This window comes from Castellaniella hirudinis (genome assembly GCF_047468865.1).
GTDB lineage: Bacteria > Pseudomonadota > Gammaproteobacteria > Burkholderiales > Burkholderiaceae_B > Castellaniella > Castellaniella hirudinis_A.
This window is the reverse complement of record NZ_JBLGTV010000012.1, coordinates 89,718-107,015: the sequence shown is the minus strand read 5'-3', so window position 1 is coordinate 107,015 and position 17,298 is coordinate 89,718. Positions and strand designations below refer to the sequence as shown.

General features: G+C 65.6%; 15 protein-coding genes. 9 read left to right on the top strand and 6 right to left on the bottom strand.

What is annotated here, in order from left to right:
• Positions 1-147: 147 nt before the first annotated feature.
• The 6 genes from ACMHYJ_RS13700 to ACMHYJ_RS13675 form a co-directional block, all read right to left on the bottom strand.
• On the bottom strand, positions 148-1,182 hold the full coding sequence (locus tag ACMHYJ_RS13700; RefSeq protein ID WP_414246738.1) for an Rpn family recombination-promoting nuclease/putative transposase: 1,035 nt from the start codon (positions 1,180-1,182) through the stop codon (positions 148-150).
• A gap of 186 nt (positions 1,183-1,368) precedes the next feature.
• Positions 1,369-3,036, bottom strand: a complete 1,668-nt coding sequence (locus tag ACMHYJ_RS13695) for a methyl-accepting chemotaxis protein (protein WP_414246737.1) — start codon at positions 3,034-3,036, stop codon at positions 1,369-1,371.
• 345 nt (positions 3,037-3,381) lie between these two features.
• Positions 3,382-3,849, bottom strand: a complete 468-nt coding sequence (locus tag ACMHYJ_RS13690; RefSeq protein WP_414246736.1) for an HIT family protein — start codon at positions 3,847-3,849, stop codon at positions 3,382-3,384.
• Between the two features lie 13 nt (positions 3,850-3,862).
• Positions 3,863-4,672 carry an indole-3-glycerol phosphate synthase TrpC gene (gene trpC / locus ACMHYJ_RS13685; protein WP_414246735.1) on the bottom strand — a complete coding sequence of 270 codons (810 nt, stop codon included), beginning with the start codon at positions 4,670-4,672 and terminating at the stop codon, positions 3,863-3,865.
• Positions 4,669-5,703 (bottom strand): anthranilate phosphoribosyltransferase, encoded by a 1,035-nt coding sequence (gene trpD, locus ACMHYJ_RS13680; protein ID WP_414246734.1) that lies wholly within the window; start codon positions 5,701-5,703, stop codon positions 4,669-4,671. The genes trpC and trpD overlap by 4 nt, the downstream gene beginning before the upstream one ends.
• Positions 5,704-5,721: 18 nt before the next feature.
• Positions 5,722-6,288 (bottom strand): anthranilate synthase component II, encoded by a 567-nt coding sequence (locus ACMHYJ_RS13675; protein WP_414246733.1) that lies wholly within the window; start codon positions 6,286-6,288, stop codon positions 5,722-5,724.
• Between the two features lie 649 nt (positions 6,289-6,937).
• Between ACMHYJ_RS13675 and lldR the strand changes: the two genes are divergently transcribed.
• From lldR to aspS, 9 genes are all read left to right on the top strand, one after another.
• Complete coding sequence (gene lldR, locus ACMHYJ_RS13670) at positions 6,938-7,690, top strand: transcriptional regulator LldR (RefSeq protein ID WP_414246732.1); 753 nt, start codon at positions 6,938-6,940, stop codon at positions 7,688-7,690.
• Positions 7,691-7,703: 13 nt separating this feature from the next.
• Positions 7,704-8,840, top strand: a complete 1,137-nt coding sequence (gene lldD, locus ACMHYJ_RS13665) for an FMN-dependent L-lactate dehydrogenase LldD (RefSeq protein ID WP_414246731.1) — start codon at positions 7,704-7,706, stop codon at positions 8,838-8,840.
• A 320-nt stretch (positions 8,841-9,160) separates the two neighbouring features.
• The gene (locus ACMHYJ_RS13660) at positions 9,161-10,369 is read left to right on the top strand and encodes a PLP-dependent aminotransferase family protein (RefSeq protein ID WP_414246730.1); all 1,209 of its coding nucleotides are present in this window, start codon (positions 9,161-9,163) and stop codon (positions 10,367-10,369) included.
• Complete coding sequence (gene ubiA / locus ACMHYJ_RS13655; RefSeq protein ID WP_414246729.1) at positions 10,369-11,319, top strand: 4-hydroxybenzoate octaprenyltransferase; 951 nt, start codon at positions 10,369-10,371, stop codon at positions 11,317-11,319. The genes ACMHYJ_RS13660 and ubiA overlap by 1 nt, the downstream gene beginning before the upstream one ends.
• A 103-nt stretch (positions 11,320-11,422) precedes the next feature.
• Positions 11,423-13,036: a GMC family oxidoreductase gene (locus tag ACMHYJ_RS13650; protein ID WP_414246728.1), complete on the top strand. Its 1,614-nt coding sequence runs from the start codon at positions 11,423-11,425 to the stop codon at positions 13,034-13,036.
• 119 nt (positions 13,037-13,155) lie between these two features.
• Positions 13,156-14,427, top strand: a complete 1,272-nt coding sequence (locus tag ACMHYJ_RS13645) for a putative Na+/H+ antiporter (RefSeq protein WP_414246727.1) — start codon at positions 13,156-13,158, stop codon at positions 14,425-14,427.
• A 44-nt stretch (positions 14,428-14,471) separates the two neighbouring features.
• Entirely contained in the window at positions 14,472-14,786 is a 315-nt protein-coding gene (locus tag ACMHYJ_RS13640; RefSeq protein ID WP_414246726.1) for an FmdB family zinc ribbon protein, read from the top strand.
• 17 nt (positions 14,787-14,803) lie between these two features.
• Entirely contained in the window at positions 14,804-15,448 is a 645-nt protein-coding gene (locus ACMHYJ_RS13635) for a DUF502 domain-containing protein (RefSeq protein ID WP_414246725.1), read from the top strand.
• 50 nt (positions 15,449-15,498) lie between these two features.
• Positions 15,499-17,292, top strand: a complete 1,794-nt coding sequence (gene aspS / locus ACMHYJ_RS13630) for an aspartate--tRNA ligase (protein ID WP_414246724.1) — start codon at positions 15,499-15,501, stop codon at positions 17,290-17,292.
• Positions 17,293-17,298 lie beyond the last annotated feature (6 nt).

Genomic DNA, 17,298 nt, shown 5'->3' with positions numbered 1-17,298 from the left:
AGCTAACCTACTGTCCCATATACGGTTTCAAGCCCTGCGTGATTTGCGCGAAAGACTTGACACCGGCACTTTTTTGTGGGTGATGCGGGGGGAAGCCGTCAGGGCAAACCCCCTGGTTTGGTTCAGGGCGACTTCGTCAGGCGAGCATTACCGTTCAGGCTTGAACACATCATCCAGCACCCGGGCATCCGCAAAATTCAACGCCCAGGCTTTCAGTTGTGCGGCCTGTGCCGTATGTATGCGTTCGATGATCGAGGCGGGAATCTTGCCAAAGCGGTGCGCCATCTGCAGCAACAGCAGTTCGGCATGGCCCTCGATGCGGCCTTCAACACGACCTTCAACACGACCTTCAGCGTGGCCTTCGACACGGCCTTCCTCCAGCCACTGTTTGGCCCAGATGCCAGGTTTTTCGGTAATGATCATATCCAACTCCTGCAAGGTCTTGGTGGGGGGGAGGGGTTCCGGTAAATTGGCGTTGCGCTCGATCATCAGCACCAGCCATGCCGTCAGGCTGCGGTTCAGTTCCTGGCTTTCGGGCAGGGCCAGAATGGCTTGGGTCAAGGCGTGCAAGGCCGCTTGCCATTGCGCTATATTACGGTCATGCCGCAAGCGAAACAACAGGGTCGCCAGGTTGTGGCCGGGGCGGCCAACGGCCTTCAGCAGATCACGCTCTTGAACCAACAGGTAGCGCATTTGCGGCTGATACGCCCGCAAGGCCGTCGGGATGCGGCCTGCCAGGTCGGATAAATCCCGCGCCGCCGCCCAGCGGCGCGATCCGCTGTAGAACACGACCGGCAGCACCGGGGGCAGCGGCAAGCGGGTTTGCCGGTTGCGCAGCATGGTCTGATAGCTCAGACAGGTATAGGTGGCGATGCGCAGCGCCATGGTGTCGTCGGGCTGGGATTGCTGCTCGAAGATCAGCAGGATGCACAGGCCATGAGCCGGCGCAGGGCGCGCGGCATCGGCTGCGGAAGCGTTTTCTTGTTTTTTCCAGGGGACCAGCCACGCGCAGTCGCCGGTGCGTTGTTTCAGGCGGTCGCTGATGTGTGCGGTGGCGATTGGCTGCATGCGCTGCCAATCCAGGGCATCGAACAAGGCCGGACTCATCACGCAGGCCAGTATGTCGCCCAGCAGTTCCTTGTGTTCAAACAGGCGGCGGTACGCCGCATCCAGCTTTCCCATGGTGACCTTCCGATTGCATTGGAAAGATCCCATGATGGGCGATGGATGCGTCGGCGGGGACGATGTTCGGACAGATTCGTCGCATGGGGGAAAGCCTGATTTTCCGGGCAATGGGATGAACAGAAGTGATCGGCAGGCCCGCCGCATGAAACGCGGCGCGGGCCGCCGATGTGCCTCGCGGTGGCATCACACCTTGAACACCTGCATGTCGGTGTCGAGCTGCCCGGATTCGTGCCGCAGGGCGCTGGCCATGGCGGTGCTGTCGCGCACCATGCCGCCGTTGTCCTGTGTGATGGTGTGGATCTGCGTTACGGCTTCGCTGATGCGCTCCACCCCGGCGGCTTGTTCCAGGCTGCCCTGGCTGATGCCCTGAATCAGCTCCGAAACCTCCTGCACGGTCTCCATGGAGGCGCGTGTGTGCTGGTCGGCGGTGTTCACCAACTGGGCGCCCTCGGCGACGAGCCCGAGGTTCTCGCCGATGAGCGTGCTGATATGGCTGGCCGCTTCGCTGCTGCGCTGGGCCAGATTGCGCACCTCCGTGGCCACGACGGCGAAGCCCCGGCCATGGGTGCCCGCGCGGGCGGCTTCCACAGAGGCGTTCAGCGCCAGGATGTTGGTCTGGAAGGCAATGGCGTCGATCAGACTGGTGATTTCGCCGATCTGCTTGGCGCCCGCGTCGATCTTGTGCATGGTTTCGCGTACCTGGGTCATGGCGCCGCGCATCTGAACCGTGGTGTCGGCGGCCTGGGCGGCGCGGCCGGCGGCTTCGCGGGCGGTGTCGGCGTTCTGGTGCACGGTCTGGTTCAATTGCGCGACGGCGGTGGCGGTCTGCGCGACGGCCGCCGCCTGGGCCTCGGTGCGTTGGGCCAGCTCGGCGGTGGCCTGGTCGATCCGGGCGCCGGCCTGGGAGACCGCCTGCGCCGTATCGCGCACGCCGGTCACGATGCTGCTCAGATGGTCGGCCATGCCCAGCAGGTGATCGGTCACGCTGCCTGCGGGGATGGCGCGATGTTCGGCGAAGGGCCGCGCCTTCAGGTTGCCCTGGCCGATTTCCCGGGCGAAGGTGATCAGTTCGTGCGGCTCCGCGCCCAATTCGCTGTGCAGCTTGCGGGCGATCAGGGTGGCGATGATCAGGCCCATGACCATGGCGACCGCCGTCATGATGGCGATGAAGCGCGTGAAATCGGTGGCGGTGTCCCGCGCCAGCGCCACGTCGGTGCGAACGCGTGCTTCCTGCAGGTCGATATAGGCGTTGATGCTGGCCAGCCAGCCGACGAATGCGGGGCCCAGATCGTCCAGCACGATAGCGGCGGTGTCGGCCGAATGGCCGAGGCGCGCATCGTTCAGGCGCGTCAATGCCTGCAGGGCCTGGTGCTCGCTGTCGCGGATGCGATCCAGCAGCCCTTGATCCTGCGGGCCGCCGGTGGGCATGGCCGTGGCTTGCCGCCAGTTCAGGGCATAGCTGTTCGCCAGGGTCTGGATGGTGGTTTGCAGCTGCGCGGCGCGGGCCGGGTCGCGGGCGGGCAGCAGCGCCAAGTCGCGGGCGGCAATCGCCCGGTCGTGCACGCTGCCGCGCATGTTGACGGCATGGCGCTGCTGGGCGGCGGCCACGTCCATGGCGCGGGTCAGCCCGGCGTCGATCTTGTCCACTTCGTGGACGCCCGCCGCAGCGACCAGCACCATGAAAGACAGCACCAGCAGGAAGCACAAGTAGAGCCGGGCGCGCACGGACCAGTGGCGCGCCGCCCGTGCGGCCGGGCGGGCGGCCTGAATGCGTCGATGATCCGCCGCGACGCCGGCCGGGCGATGAGAGACTGCCACAGCGGGCAGGGCGGACGTATGCGTGCTGGACATGGGGGCTCCTTTGACTCTCCTTGATTGTGTATGAGTCTATGGCTATAAAAGGTCAAAATCTAATTGTTTTAATAAATGGAGGCGATAGCCATCCGCAGTGAGGCCGCGCACCGCGGGCGGTGCCGCCTTCCGCAATGTTGGCCATTCCACAACCCTGTCATCGCCCGGGTGTTTCGTGCACTGGGCATGGCCGAGACATGATCGGGCAATGGGGCGGCGGGGCGAAATGGCCTGATTGGCGAGAGATTGCCCGACAAGCCGGGCCGTCGATGACAGCTGTCTCGCTTGGCTGAATCTGGAAGGCTTTACCTACAGCGATACTTGTTTGGCCAACATGCAGGCGTGTCATGGTTGACGCGCTGCGCCCATGGTTTGGCGAATCCTGTCCTGCAACCCCCGCGCCCGCGCCTGCAGTTCCGGCAGCCGCCGCGCCCAGGCGGCTTGTTTTTCGGAGGCGAGGGCGGCCCAGATCGCGTTGGGGAAGCAAGGGTCATCCCGCCAGCGGGGGATCAAGTGCCAGTGCAGATGCGGCACTTGATTGCCCAGGCTGGCCAGATTGATTTTGTCGGGTTGCAGGATGCTGCGCTGCAGGGCTTCGATCCGGTACACCGTCGCCATCAGGTGGTCGCGGTCCGGGGCGGGCAAATCCGTCATTTCGGCCGCGTGTTCGCGCCAGATCACGCGGATATAGCCGGGAAACAGCGGCTCGTCCACGGCGATGACCCGCAGCCGGGTGTCTTCCCAGAGCGCCCCGGCGGCGTGGGCCGGGCACAGGGGGCAAGCAGGCTGCGGCGAGGGGATGGCGGTCGGCATGAGCTTCGAGCCTCTACGCGGCGGGCTGTTCGCGCTGGAAAAACAGCGCGTGCAGGGCGGCGCCCGGGTCATCGGCCCGCATGAAGGCCTCGCCCACCAGGAAAGCCTGCACGCCGTGTTCGCGCATGCGATCCGCGTCTTCGGGCAGCAGGATGCCGCTTTCCGTGACCACCCGCTTGCCTGCGGGCAGGTCGGCCAGCATGTCCAGGGTGGTTTCCAGGCGGGTTTCAAAGGTACGCAGATTGCGGTTGTTGATCCCCAGCAGGGGGGTCTGCATCGCCAGGGCGGCGTCCAGCTCGCTGCGGTCGTGGATTTCCACCAGCACGTCCATGCCCAGGTCGATGGCCACGGCTTCGAGTTCGAGCAGTTGGCTGGGAGACAAGGCCGCCGCGATCAGCAGCACGCAGTCGGCGCCCAGCGCCCGGGCATGAATGACCTGGTAGGGGTCGATCAGGAAATCCTTGCGCAGCACCGGGAGGCTGCAGGCGGCCCGCGCCTGGCGCAGATGATCGTAGCCGCCCTGGAAGTATTTGACGTCGGTCAGCACCGACAGGCAGGCTGCCCCGTGGCAGGCATAGCTGCTGGCGATTTCCGCCGGGTTGAAGTCGGCCCGGATCACGCCTTTGGAGGGCGATGCCTTTTTGATTTCGGCGATGACGGCCGGCTTGCCCTGGGCGATTTTGTCTTCGATGGCGCGGACGAAGCCGCGGATGTCCTGGCGGCTGCGGGCCTCGCGCAGCAGCTCGGCCTCGCTGCGCATCTGTCGCGCCGTGGCGACTTCGATGTGCTTGGTGTCCAGAATTTGCTTGAGAATGTCGCTCATGCTGCGAACCTCTGCGTGTATTGGCGGAATTGTTCAAGTTTGTCGCGGGCGGCACCCGATGCGACGAGTTCGCCCGCCTGGGCGATGCCCGCCTGGATGGAATCGGCCCGGTTGCCCGCATACAGCGCCAGGCCGGCGTTCAGGATCACGATGTCGCGCGCGGTGCCGGCCTGGTTGTTCAGGGCGGCGCGCACCAATTGGGCGGATTCATCCCGGTTGGCCACTTTGATGCTGCGGTTGGAGACCATGGCCATGCCGAAGTCCTCGGGATGGATTTCGTATTCGCGGATTTCGCCGTCCTTGAGCTCGCCCACCAGGGTGGCGGCCCCCAGCGAGGCTTCGTCCATGCCGTCCTTGCCGTGCACGATCAACACGTGGCGCGACCCCATGCGCTGCAGCACCCGCACCTGGATGCCCACCAGGTCGGGGTGGAAGACCCCCATCAGCTGGTTGCCGGCCCCAGCGGGATTGGTCAGCGGCCCCAGGATGTTGAACATCGTGCGCACGCCCAGTTCGCGGCGCACGGCGGCCACGTTTTTCATGGCGCCATGATGGGCGGGGGCGAACATGAAGCCGATGCCGGTGGCCTCGATGGATTCGGCCACCTGTTCCGGCGTGGCTGTGATCCGCACCCCCAGGGCTTCCAGGACATCGGCGCTGCCGGATGACGACGACGCGCTGCGCCCGCCGTGCTTGGCGATGCGCACGCCGCCGGCGGCCGCCACGAACAGGGCGGCGGTGGAGATATTGAAGGTGTGCGAACCGTCGCCCCCGGTGCCGCACATGTCCAGCAGTTCGTCCGGGTAGGGGGTGGGCACCTTCAGGGCGAATTCGCGCATTACCTGGGCCGCCGCCGTGATCTCGCCCACGGTTTCCTTCTTGACGCGCAGGCCCATCAGCAGGGCGCTGGCCAGCTGGGGCGACATCTCGCCGCGCATCAGCATGCGCATGAGTTCCAGCATCTCGTCGTGGAAGATTTCGCGGTGTTCAATGCAGCGCACCAGGGCTTCGTTGGGGGTGATCAGAGGCATGAGGGGCGTCCTTTGGCGTCAGAGTTCAAGGAAATTGCGCAGCAAGGCATGGCCGTGTTCGCTGAGGATGGATTCGGGGTGGAACTGCACGCCGTAGATCGGCAGAGCCGTATGGGCCACCCCCATGATTTCGCCGTCCTCGGTCTCGGCGGTGATGCGCAGGCAGTCCGGCAGGGTGGTGCGGTCGATGGCCAGGGAATGGTAGCGCGTGACCTGGAAAGGCGATGGCAGGCCGGCAAAGACGTCCGTGCCCGTGTGGGTGATGGGGGAGACTTTGCCGTGCATCAGGGTCTTGGCGCGCACGATCTGGCCGCCGTAGGCCGCGCCGATGGCCTGGTGTCCCAGGCAGACCCCCAGGATGGGGACGCGGCCGGCGAAGTGCCGGATCAGGTCGATGGAAATGCCCGCTTCGGCCGGTGTGCAGGGCCCGGGCGAGACACAAATGCGGTCGGGCTGGCAGGCTTCCAGGCCGGCCAGATCGGTCTGATCGTTGCGCACGACCGACACCTGGGCACCCAGTTCGCCGAAGTATTGCACCAGGTTATAGGTAAACGAGTCGTAGTTGTCGAGCATCAGGAGCTTCATGATCAAGTGCTTCCTTGGTCAGGCGCCGCCGAGCTGGGAGACAGAGGGGGGAGAAGAACTTTGCCAGCCAGAACGGCGGCAAAATGCGATGAAACACGCATCAGGGTGCCGCCCCGATTAGGAGCGCCACCAAGTGGAAACGTGAGGGATCGCGTGAAATGTCATGGCGGCATTCTACTGTGGCCGCCCGGCGCTGTCGAGCAGGGTTAATACGAACCGTTCCGGGGCGGGCGGCGCGGCAGGCATCCCGCCGATGGCAAACGGCTTTATTGGTCATACCAGTTTGGATATTCTGCCGTCATGTCACGGCTTGAGAAATCGGCGATGAGCGCCGGGCAAGGCGGTTTAACTACTTGATTAATCGCATGTTCACGATTCAATCGGTTTTTGTTATTTCGATTTTAAAACAGCGGTTTGCGATATTATTATTGACTTGTCTGGATCGAGATTTCTATAATTCAACGACAAAACCTATTTCATTTAAGTGGTCTTACCAATACAGTGGCAGCATGCTTGTCGGCTGTTGCGGATTTTCTATCATTTCACAATGGCAATGTCCCCTTTTTGGCAACAAACCCATGGCCCCGCAGGGCGGGCGGCCCGTCCGCCCTGGATGATTGCGGTTGCTTGACGGCGCTGGAAACATCCGATGCGCCTGTCAGACCGCCTTGCCGAGCAGTTGCTGGATCTGATCGCCGATCGGGGCCTGCGGCCCGGCGACCGCCTGCCGCCCGAGCGCCGGCTGGCCGTGGACTTGGGCGCCTCGCGGCCTTCCGTGCGCGAGGCCATCCACCAGCTGGCCAGCCGCGGCCTGCTGCGCAGCCGCCAAGGCGGGGGGCATTACCTGCAGCCTCCGGCGGAAGACGACGCCGGGCCCGGCCGGCGCCTGACCCAGGCCCTGGGGGGCTTGGTGTCCGACGACCCGGGCTATCGTTATGATGTTCTGGAAGCCCGCCACGCCCTGGAAGGCGGTACGGCCTGGCACGCGGCGCTGCGCGCCACCGACCGGGATCGCGCCCGTATCCGCGCCTGCTTCGACGACCTGCTGCGCCAGCAGGGGCGCGATGATGCCGGCCTGTTGGCGCAGGCGGATGCGCGTTTCCACCTGGCCATTGCCGAAGCCTCGCACAACGCCGTGCTGCTGCAGATGATGCATGGCCTGTTTCAGCTGCTGCACGCCAATGTCAGCGAAAGCCGTCAGCGCCTGTACACCGTGCAGCATACCCAGGAGCAACTGGCCGGCCAGCACGAAGCCGTGTTGCAGGCGATTTTGCGCGGCGACGCGCCGGCGGCGCGCGCCGCCGTCTGGCAGCACCTGGAATTTGTTCACACGATGGTTCGCGCCCTGGACGAAGACGACGCCCGCCGCGCGCGCTCATCGCGCCTCTCCTCTTTACTCTGAATGCGTCAAGCCCATGATTATTTCCGCCTCCACCGATTATCGCGCCGCCGCCCGGCGCCGCCTGCCGCCGTTTTTGTTTCATTATGCCGATGGCGGGGCCTATGCCGAATACACCCTGCGGCATAACGTCAGCGACCTGGCCAGTGTGGCCCTGCGCCAGCGCGTGCTGAACGACATGTCCAGCCTGGATCTCACCACGCGGCTGTTCGACGAGACCTTGTCCATGCCCGTGGCCCTGGCGCCGGTGGGCCTGACCGGCATGTATGCCCGGCGCGGCGAGGTCCAGGCCGCCTGCGCCGCCGACCGCCACGGCATTCCCTGCACCCTGTCCACGGTGTCGGTCTGTCCCATCGAGGAAGTCGCGCCGGCCATCAGCCGCCCCATGTGGTTCCAGCTGTATGTGCTGAAAGACCGCGGCTTCATGAAAAGCGTGCTGGAACGCGCCCAGGCCGCCGGGGTGTCTACCCTGGTGTTCACGGTGGACATGCCCGTGCCCGGCGCCCGTTACCGCGATGCCCATGCCGGCATGAGCGGCCCGTATGCCGCCTGGCGCCGCTACCTGCAGGCCGTGTTGCATCCGCGCTGGTCCTGGGACGTGGGCCTGTGGGGCCGGCCGCATGATTTGGGCAATGTCTCCAAGTACCTGGGCAAGCCCACGGGGCTGGAAGACTATATCGGCTGGCTGGGCAATAATTTCGATCCTTCCATTTCCTGGAAGGATTTGCAGTGGATTCGGGATTTCTGGCAGGGGCCGATGGTGATCAAGGGTATTCTGGATCCCGACGATGCCCGCGAGGCGGTGCGCTTCGGGGCCGATGGCATCGTGGTGTCTAATCATGGCGGGCGCCAGCTGGATGGGGTGTTGTCCACGGCCCGCGCGCTGCCGGCCATCGCTGACGCGGTCAAGGGCCAGATCGCCGTGCTGGCCGACTCCGGCGTGCGCACCGGGCTGGATGTCGTGCGCATGCTGGCCCTGGGGGCCGATACGGTGCTGCTGGGCCGCGCCTGGCTGTATGCCCTGGCGGTGGGCGGCCAGGCCGGGGTCGCCAATTTGCTGGCGCTGATCGAAAAAGAAATGCGCGTCGCCATGACGCTGACGGGAGCCCGCACGATTGCCGACATCACGCGGGATTCCCTGGTGCGGGACTAATGCGGCGCGGCCCGGGGGCACAGATCCGGGCCGCCGCCGGCCCCGTGCCGAAAAAACGCCGGCCGCCGGAATGCAAACGTCGGAATGCAGACGCCGGGCCGCCATTGCCGGGCCGCAAAACAACATCCGCGTTGATCCGCATTTTCGGCAAGCAATATTTGATCTAAGATAAGCGGTTTAGGGTCAATCTCCCACCCTAAGCCAGCATGGCCCTGGGCGGATTCACCCTGTCATACCGCGCCGGCTGCCCGCCGATCCGGGCTGACCGGCAATTTGCCAATCAGCCGGCTCAAAAGGCAGGCTTACATTCGGGCTTCCCCATGGACACGCACACCAATACTCCCGCTGTTTTTTCTCAACGCGCCATGCAGCTGACCAGTTCGGCCATCCGCGAAATTCTCAAGATCACCGAACGCCCCGAGGTCATCTCGTTTGCCGGCGGCCTGCCTTCTCCGGCTGGTTTCCCCATTGCCGAGCTCCGCGCCGCGTTCGACCGTGTGCTGGATACCCAGGGGGCCACGGCCTTGCAGTATGGGCGCACCGAAGGCTATACCCCGCTGCGCGAATGGGTCGCCCAGGATCTTTCCCGCGAAGGCGCGCCCATCGACCCCGAAGAAGTCCTGATCGTTTCCGGTTCCCAGCAGGCGCTGGACATGCTGGGCAAGCTCTTTATCGACCCCGGCTCGAAAGTCCTGGTCGAAGCGCCCAGCTACCTGGGGGCGTTGCAGTCGTTTTCGCAGTTCCAGCCGCAATTCCAGGCGGTGCCCACCGATGCCCAGGGCCTGGTGCCCGATGCCCTGGATGACGCGCTTGTGCGCGATGCGCGCTTCATTTACGTGCTGCCCAACTTCCAGAACCCCACCGGGCTAACCCTGGATCGCGCCCGCCGCCAGGCCCTGGTCGACCGCTGCGCCGCCCTGGGCCTGCCCATCATCGAGGACGATCCCTACGGCGAACTGCGCTACGCGGGCCAGCCCCAGCCCGGCCTGCTGGAACTCGGCCGCCCGGCGGGGGCCACCGTCATCCGCCTGGGCACCTTCTCCAAGGTGCTGGCCCCGGGCATGCGTCTGGGCTATGTGGTGGCGCCCCGGCACATCATCGGCAAGCTCGTCCAGATCAAACAGGCCACCGATCTTCACACGGCCACCGTCACCCAGATGGCCGTCTATGAAACCATCCGCGACGGCTTCCTGCAGCGCCACCTGCCTTTGGTGCGCGATCTGTACCAACGCCAGTGCGGCTATATGCTGGACGCTCTGCAGCGGTATTTCCCCGCCGATGCCCACTGGACGCGCCCGGAGGGCGGCATGTTCATCTGGGTGACGCTGCGCGAGGGCATCGACACCACCCAGCTGCTGCAGCAGGCCATTGCCCAGAACGTGGCCTTTGTCCCCGGCGCGCCGTTTTATGCCGGGGTCAAGGCCCCCGCCAACACCCTGCGGCTCAGTTTCGTCACGGTGCCCGAAGACCGCATCCGCAGCGGCATCCAGGTGCTGGGGCAATTGATCGGCCCCGCCGGGCAGGTCTGATGGCGGGAGAGTCTCCCACCGCCAGACACGCCCAGGGCGCGCCGCCCGATCTGTCCGATATGCACCTGGACGACTGGGTGGCCCGCTGGCTGCCCGCCGCCTGGGGGCCGTATGCGCGCCTGTGCCGCCTGGATCGTCCCGTCGGCACCTGGCTCACGCTGCTGCCCGCGCTGGCGGCCCTGGTGCAGGCGGCCGATGGCTGGCCCACCGTGTGGCGCCTGGTGGTGTTCTCGCTGGGCGCCTTGCTGATGCGCGGGGTGGGCTGCTGTTTCAATGATATTTTCGACCGCAATTTCGATCACCGGGTCGAGCGCACGCGCTTCCGGCCGCTGACCAGCGGCCAGCTGACCCTGTCGGCGGCTTTGTGGTTCGTGCTGGCCCAGTTGCTGGTGTGCGCCAGCCTGCTGCTGGCCATCAACGCCTACAGCCGTTGGCTGGCCCTGGCCCTGCTGCCCCTGGTCATCGTCTACCCTTTGTGCAAGCGGTTCACCTACTGGCCGCAGGCGGTGCTGGGCATGGCGTTCAACTGGGGCATGCTGATGGCCTGGACCGACACCCGCGACATCCTGCCCTGGTACGGGGCGGCCATGTGGCTGGGGGCGGTGTTGTGGCAGATTGGCTATGACGCCATCTATGCCTATATCGACTTGCGCGACGACCGGATGCTGGGGCTCAAATCGGTCGCCATGCGCTTTGGCGACCGGGGCCGCGCCTGGATCGGCGGATTTTATGCCGCCACGGCGGCGTTGTGGCTGGCGGCCGGCTGGGGCATGGGGATGGCCTGGCCTTATTACCTCGTGATGGCCGTGATCGCCGGTCACTTTGTCTGGCAGATGGCGTGTTTCGATGTGCGGCGTCCCGAGCGCGGCCTGCGGCTGTTCCGCTCCAATATGCAGGTCGGCGTCCTGTTGATCGTGGCGGCCCTGGCCGGGACGGTTCTGCCGGTCTGAGCCGGACGCGCCGCCCGCCCCGCGCCTGCCGCAAGAAACCGAATTCGGCTAGACTGATCCGACAGCACCAAACGGGACGCCGAGCCCGGGGAGACATCGCATCATGGCCGACGCCGCCAACACCGAGACATCGCTCGCCGCCGACTACATCATCGTCGGGGCCGGGTCCGCCGGCTGCCTGCTGGCCAACCGCCTGTCGGCCAGGCACCGCGTGCTTTTGCTCGAAGCCGGGGGGGAAGACGATTGGCGCTGGATACACATCCCCGTGGGCTATCTGTATTGCATCGGCAATCCGCGCACCGACTGGTGCTATCACACGCAGCCCGATCCCGGCCTGAACTACCGCTCCCTGGGTTATCCGCGTGGGCGGGTGCTGGGCGGGTCGTCGTCGATCAACGGCATGCTGTATGTGCGCGGCCAGGCGGCCGATTACGACCACTGGGCCGCGCTGGGCAACCCCGGATGGGCCTGGGACGATGTCCTTCCCCTGTTCAAGGCCGTCGAAGACCACCACGCGGGGGCCAGCGCGTTCCACGGGGCGGCCGGCACCTGGCGGGTCGAGCCGCAGCGCCTGCGCTGGGCCGTGCTGGACGCCTTCCGGCAGGCCGCCGGGCAGGCCGGCATCCCGCCCACGGACGATTTCAACCAGGGCGATAATGCCGGCTGCAATTATTTCGAGGTCAACCAGCGCCGGGGGGTGCGCTGGAATGCCGCCAAGGCCTTTCTGCATCCCGTTCGGGGGCGGGCCAATCTTCAGGTGCTGACCGGGGCCCGGGTCGAGCGCCTGCAATTTTCCGGCCGCCGCGTCACCGGGGTGGCGTTTGTGCAGGATGGCCAGCGGCGCTATGCGCAGGCCGGCCGGGCGGTGGTGCTGGCGGCGGGGGCCATCGGCTCGCCCCAGCTGCTGCAGGTGTCCGGCGTCGGGCCCGCCGAACGCCTGCGCCCGCTGGGGATTCCCGTGGTGCACGATCTGCCCGGGGTGGGCGAAAATCTGCAAGACCATCTGCAGCTGCGCATGATTTATCGCCTGCAGGGGGCGCTGACACTGAACACCCTGGCCAACGCCTGGTGGGGCAAAGCCTGGATGGGCCTGCAATATGCCCTGCTGCGCCGGGGGCCGCTGTCCATGGCGCCATCCCAGCTGGGGGCCTTTGCCCGCTCCGATCCCGCGCGGCCCCGGGCGAATCTCGAATACCACGTGCAGCCGTTGTCGCTGGATAAATTCGGCGACCCGCTGCATCGCTTCCCGGCCATGACCGCGTCGGTCTGCAATCTGCAGCCCAGCAGCCGCGGCCATGTCCGCGTCACCTCGCCCAATGTGGCCGATCAGCCCGACATCCTGTGCAACTATCTGCAGACCTCGGACGACCGCCAGGTGGCGGCCGATGCCCTGCGCCTGACCCGCCGCATCATGTCCCAGGCCGCGCTGGCGCGTTATCAGCCGCAGGAATACCTGCCCGGCGCCGCCGTGCAAAGCCAGGCCGATCTCGAAGCGGCGGCGGGCGATATCGGCACCACCATTTTCCATCCCGTGGGGACATGTAAAATGGGCGTCGATCCGCTGGCGGTGGTCGACCCGGCGCTCCGGGTGCGGGGGGTGGAAAACCTGCGGGTGGTCGATGCGTCGATCATGCCGGTCATCACTTCGGGCAATACCAATTCGCCCACCATCATGATTGCCGAAAAAGGCGCGCGTCTGATGCTGGAGGGCATCTGACTCCGTCAGGGCGGCCTGGGCGTTCGCACCGGATGCGGTTGCCGGATTTTTATCGGGGCTGGTCGGTCGGCATCGCGCCGGGCCGCCGGCCCGTTGTTTAACTATTTTTGGACTCGGATATGGTCAGTCACACCGAGGCAGTGGCCAGCGTACTGTTCGCCATTGCCATCATCCACACCTTTTCGGTGCCTGTTTTTGCGCGCCTGGCCAATCGGGGCGGGCGGCATGCGGGCTTATGGCATCTGCTCTCCGAGGTCGAAGCCGTCTTCGGGGTCTGGGCCTGTGTCCTGTTCATTTGGATGGGGCTGACGCTCGGGGCCGGCGGCGCGGTCGAATATCTGGACACCCGCAATTTCACCGAACCCGCCTTTGTGTTCGTGATCATGGTCGTGGCGGCCAGCCGGCCCATCATCGAACTCGTCCACCTGGTGGTCGACGGGGTGGCGCGGGTCCTGCCCGTGCGCGCCGAACTGGCCCGGTTTTTCGTCGTCATGTCCCTGGTGCCGTTGTCGGGGTCCCTGATCACCGAACCCGCCGCCATGACCCTGGCCGCCTTGCTGCTGCGCCAGGCGTATTTCCGCCGCCCCGGCCAGGACGGCTTCAAGTACCTGACGGTGGGGGTGCTGTTCGTCAATATATCCATCGGCGGGGTGCTCACGGCCTATGCGGCGCCGCCGGTGCTGATGGTCGCCCAGGCCTTTGGCTGGGACTCCGCCTTCATGGCCACGCACTTCGGCTGGCGCGCCGTGGTGGCCGTCGTCTTCAACAGCCTGGTGCTGACTTGGCTGTGCCGGCCTTTCCTGCTCAATGGCGAAATCGGCGTCGAGCAGGACGATCCGCGACCGCCGGTGTCGCGGGTGGTCATGGCCGTGCATGTGCTGTTCCTGGTCGGTGTGGTGCTGTCCTCGCACCACATCAAGATCTTCCTGGCGCTGCTGGTGCTGTTCATCGGCTATGCCCATGCCTACAAGCGGCATCAGTCGCCTCTGTTGCTGCGCGAGGGCCTGATGGTGGGGTTCTTCCTGGCCGGGCTGGTGGTGCTGGGCGGCCTGCAGCAGTGGTGGCTGCAAGACCTGCTGGGGGGGCTGTCGCCCTATGTGCTGTTTGCCGGGGCCACGGCGCTGACCGCCGTGACGGACAATGCCGCGCTGACTTATCTGGGGTCGCTGGTCGAAGGCACCAGCGATCTCTGGCGCTACATGCTGGTGGCGGGCGCCGTGACGGGCGGCGGGCTGACCGTCATCGCCAATGCGCCCAACCCCGCAGGCTTTTCCATCCTGAAGGGTTGCTTCGGGGATGGCACGATCTCGCCTCTGCGGCTGCTGGCCTCGGCGGCCGTGCCCACCCTGGTGGCGGCCGTTCTGTTTCTGCTGCCCACCTCCTTTGTCTGAAAAGGACTAAAATTCAACCAGTTGAGACTTACAGGACATTCGTTGTGCCTATTTATGTGTATCGCTGCAGCCATTGTGGCCATCAGCAGGACGTATTGCAGAAAATCTCCGATCCCCGCCTGACCACCTGCCCCGCCTGTGGGCAGGATGCCTACGAAAAACAGGTCACGGCCGCCGGCTTCCGCCTGAAGGGCTCGGGCTGGTACGAAACCGATTTCCGCGGTTCGGGGAAATCCGGTGCACATTCCGATGGCGTGCTGGGCGCGGCATCCCCCGCCGGCCCCGCCGCGCCGGCGGCGGCCGGCCCGTCGGCTCCGGCGTCGGGCGCGGCCTCCGCCGCTGCGGCGGCTTCCCGCTGACGCGCGTCCCGGGCTTCATGCGATTCTTCAAACGCTATTTCGTTACCGGCCTGCTGATCTGGCTGCCCCTGGTGGCCACGATCTGGGTGCTGATGATGCTGGCGCGCACCCTGGATTCCATGGTGCCCGCGTTTTTGTCGCCCGAATCCCTGTTCGGGGTGGCGATTCCCGGCTTCGAGCTGGGCCTGGTGCTGGCCGTCATTTTGTTCACCGGCCTGTTCTGCGCCAATTTCATCGGCCGGGCGATCCTGTCGCGCTGGGAAGCCCTGCTGGGCCGCATTCCCCTGGTGCGTTCCATTTATAATTCGGTCAAGCAGGTCAGCGATACCGTCTTCGCGCCCAATGGCCAGGCGTTTCGCCAGGCCGTGCTGGTGCAGTATCCCCGGCGGGGGGCCTGGACCATCGCGTTCCTGACCGGCGCGCCGTGCGACGAAATCGCGGCCCTGCTGGCGGGCGATTACGTCAGTGTCTATGTGCCCACCACCCCCAATCCGACCTCTGGGTTCTTTTTGATGCTGCCGCGCGCCGATGTGCAGGTGCTGGCCATGTCTGTGGAAACCGCGCTCAAGTACATTGTTTCCATGGGGGTCGTGGCGCCGCCCGCTCTGGCCGCTGTGGCGGATGCGCCCGGCGCGCCGGCCATCGACAGGCCCTCTCAGTAAAATCCCAGCGCTGTCTTGTCTACAAATAATATCCAATACCGGAGCTTTTCTTGAACCGTACCTGCTACACCGGCGAGGTGTCCAAAGCCCACCTCGATCAGACCGTCACCTTGTTTGGCTGGGTGCATCGCCGCCGTGACCACGGCGGTGTCATCTTCATCGACCTGCGCGATCGGGCCGGTCTGGCGCAAGTGGTGGTCGACCCCGACAACCGCGAAGGTTTCGCCACCGCCGAGCGCATCCGCAACGAATACTGCCTGCGCATCACCGGCCTGGTGCGCCTGCGCCCCGAAGGCACGCGCAATCCCGATCTGCTTTCGGGGGATGTGGAAATCCTGTGCCGCGAGATCGAAATCCTCAATGCCTCCCTGACCCCGCCGTTCCAGCTGGACGACGACAATCTGTCGGAAACCACGCGCCTGACGCACCGCGTGCTGGACTTGCGCCGCCCCCTGATGCAGCGCAATCTCATGCTGCGCTACCGGGTGTCCATGGTGGCGCGCAACCACCTGGACAAACTCGGCTTCATCGACATCGAAACCCCCATGCTGACGCGCAGCACGCCCGAGGGCGCGCGCGATTACCTGGTGCCTTCGCGGGTCAATCCCGGCGAGTTCTTTGCCTTGCCGCAGTCGCCCCAGCTGTTCAAGCAAATGTTGATGGTGGCCGGGTTCGACCGCTATTACCAGATCACCAAGTGCTTCCGCGACGAAGACCTGCGCGCCGACCGCCAGCCCGAATTCACGCAGATTGATTGCGAAACGTCGTTCCTGGATGAAATCCAGATCCGCGAAATCTTCGAGGGCATGGTGCGCGACATCTACCGCCAGGTGCTGGATGTGGCCTTGCCCGATCCGTTCCCGGTGATGCCCTGGTCCGAAGCCATGGGGCGCTTCGGCTCCGACAAGCCCGACCTGCGGGTCAAGCTCGAATTCGTCGATGTGGCCGATCTGATGCGGGATGTGGACTTCAAGGTCTTCGCCGGGCCCGCCAAAGACCCCGCCTGCCGGGTGGTGGCTCTGCGGGTGCCGGGAGGGGCCAGCCTGCCGCGCAGCGAAATCGACGCCTATACTCAGTTCGTGGGCATCTACGGCGCGCGCGGCCTGGCCTATATCAAGGTCAACGACGCCGGCGCCATCCCCGAGGGCCTGCAGTCGCCCATCGTCAAGAATATCCACGCCGATGCCCTGCGCGGCCTGATCCAGCGCACGGGCGCCCAAAGCGGCGATTTGATCTTCTTCGGGGCGGATCGCGCCAAGGTTGTCAACGATGCCATCGGGGCTTTGCGGGTCAAGATCGGCCACAGCGAATTCGGCCGCGGCAACGGCCTGTTCGAGGCCGGCTGGCAGCCCCTGTGGGTGGTGGATTTCCCGATGTTCGAATACGACGAGGAAGCCCAGCGCTACACCGCTGCCCACCATCCGTTCACCAGCCCCAAGCCCGGTCACGAGGACTTGCTCGAATCCGATCCGGGGCAGGCCCTGGCGCGGGCCTACGACATGGTCATCAATGGCTGGGAAGTCGGCGGCGGTTCCGAGCGCATCCACCGGGCCGATGTCCAGACCAAGGTCTTCAAGGCGCTGAAAATCGACGAGGACGAGGCCCGCGCCAAGTTCGGCTTCCTGCTGGACGCGCTGCAATTCGGCGCGCCGCCGCACGGCGGCCTGGCCTTCGGCCTGGATCGCCTTGTCACCCTGATGGCCGGGGCCGAGTCGATCCGCGATGTGATCGCTTTTCCCAAGACCCAACGGGCTCAGGATCTCCTGGTGCAGGCCCCGTCCGCGGTGGATGAAAAGCAGCTGCGCGAGCTGCACATCCGCCTGCGCCAGGTCGAGCCCAAATAAGGGCGG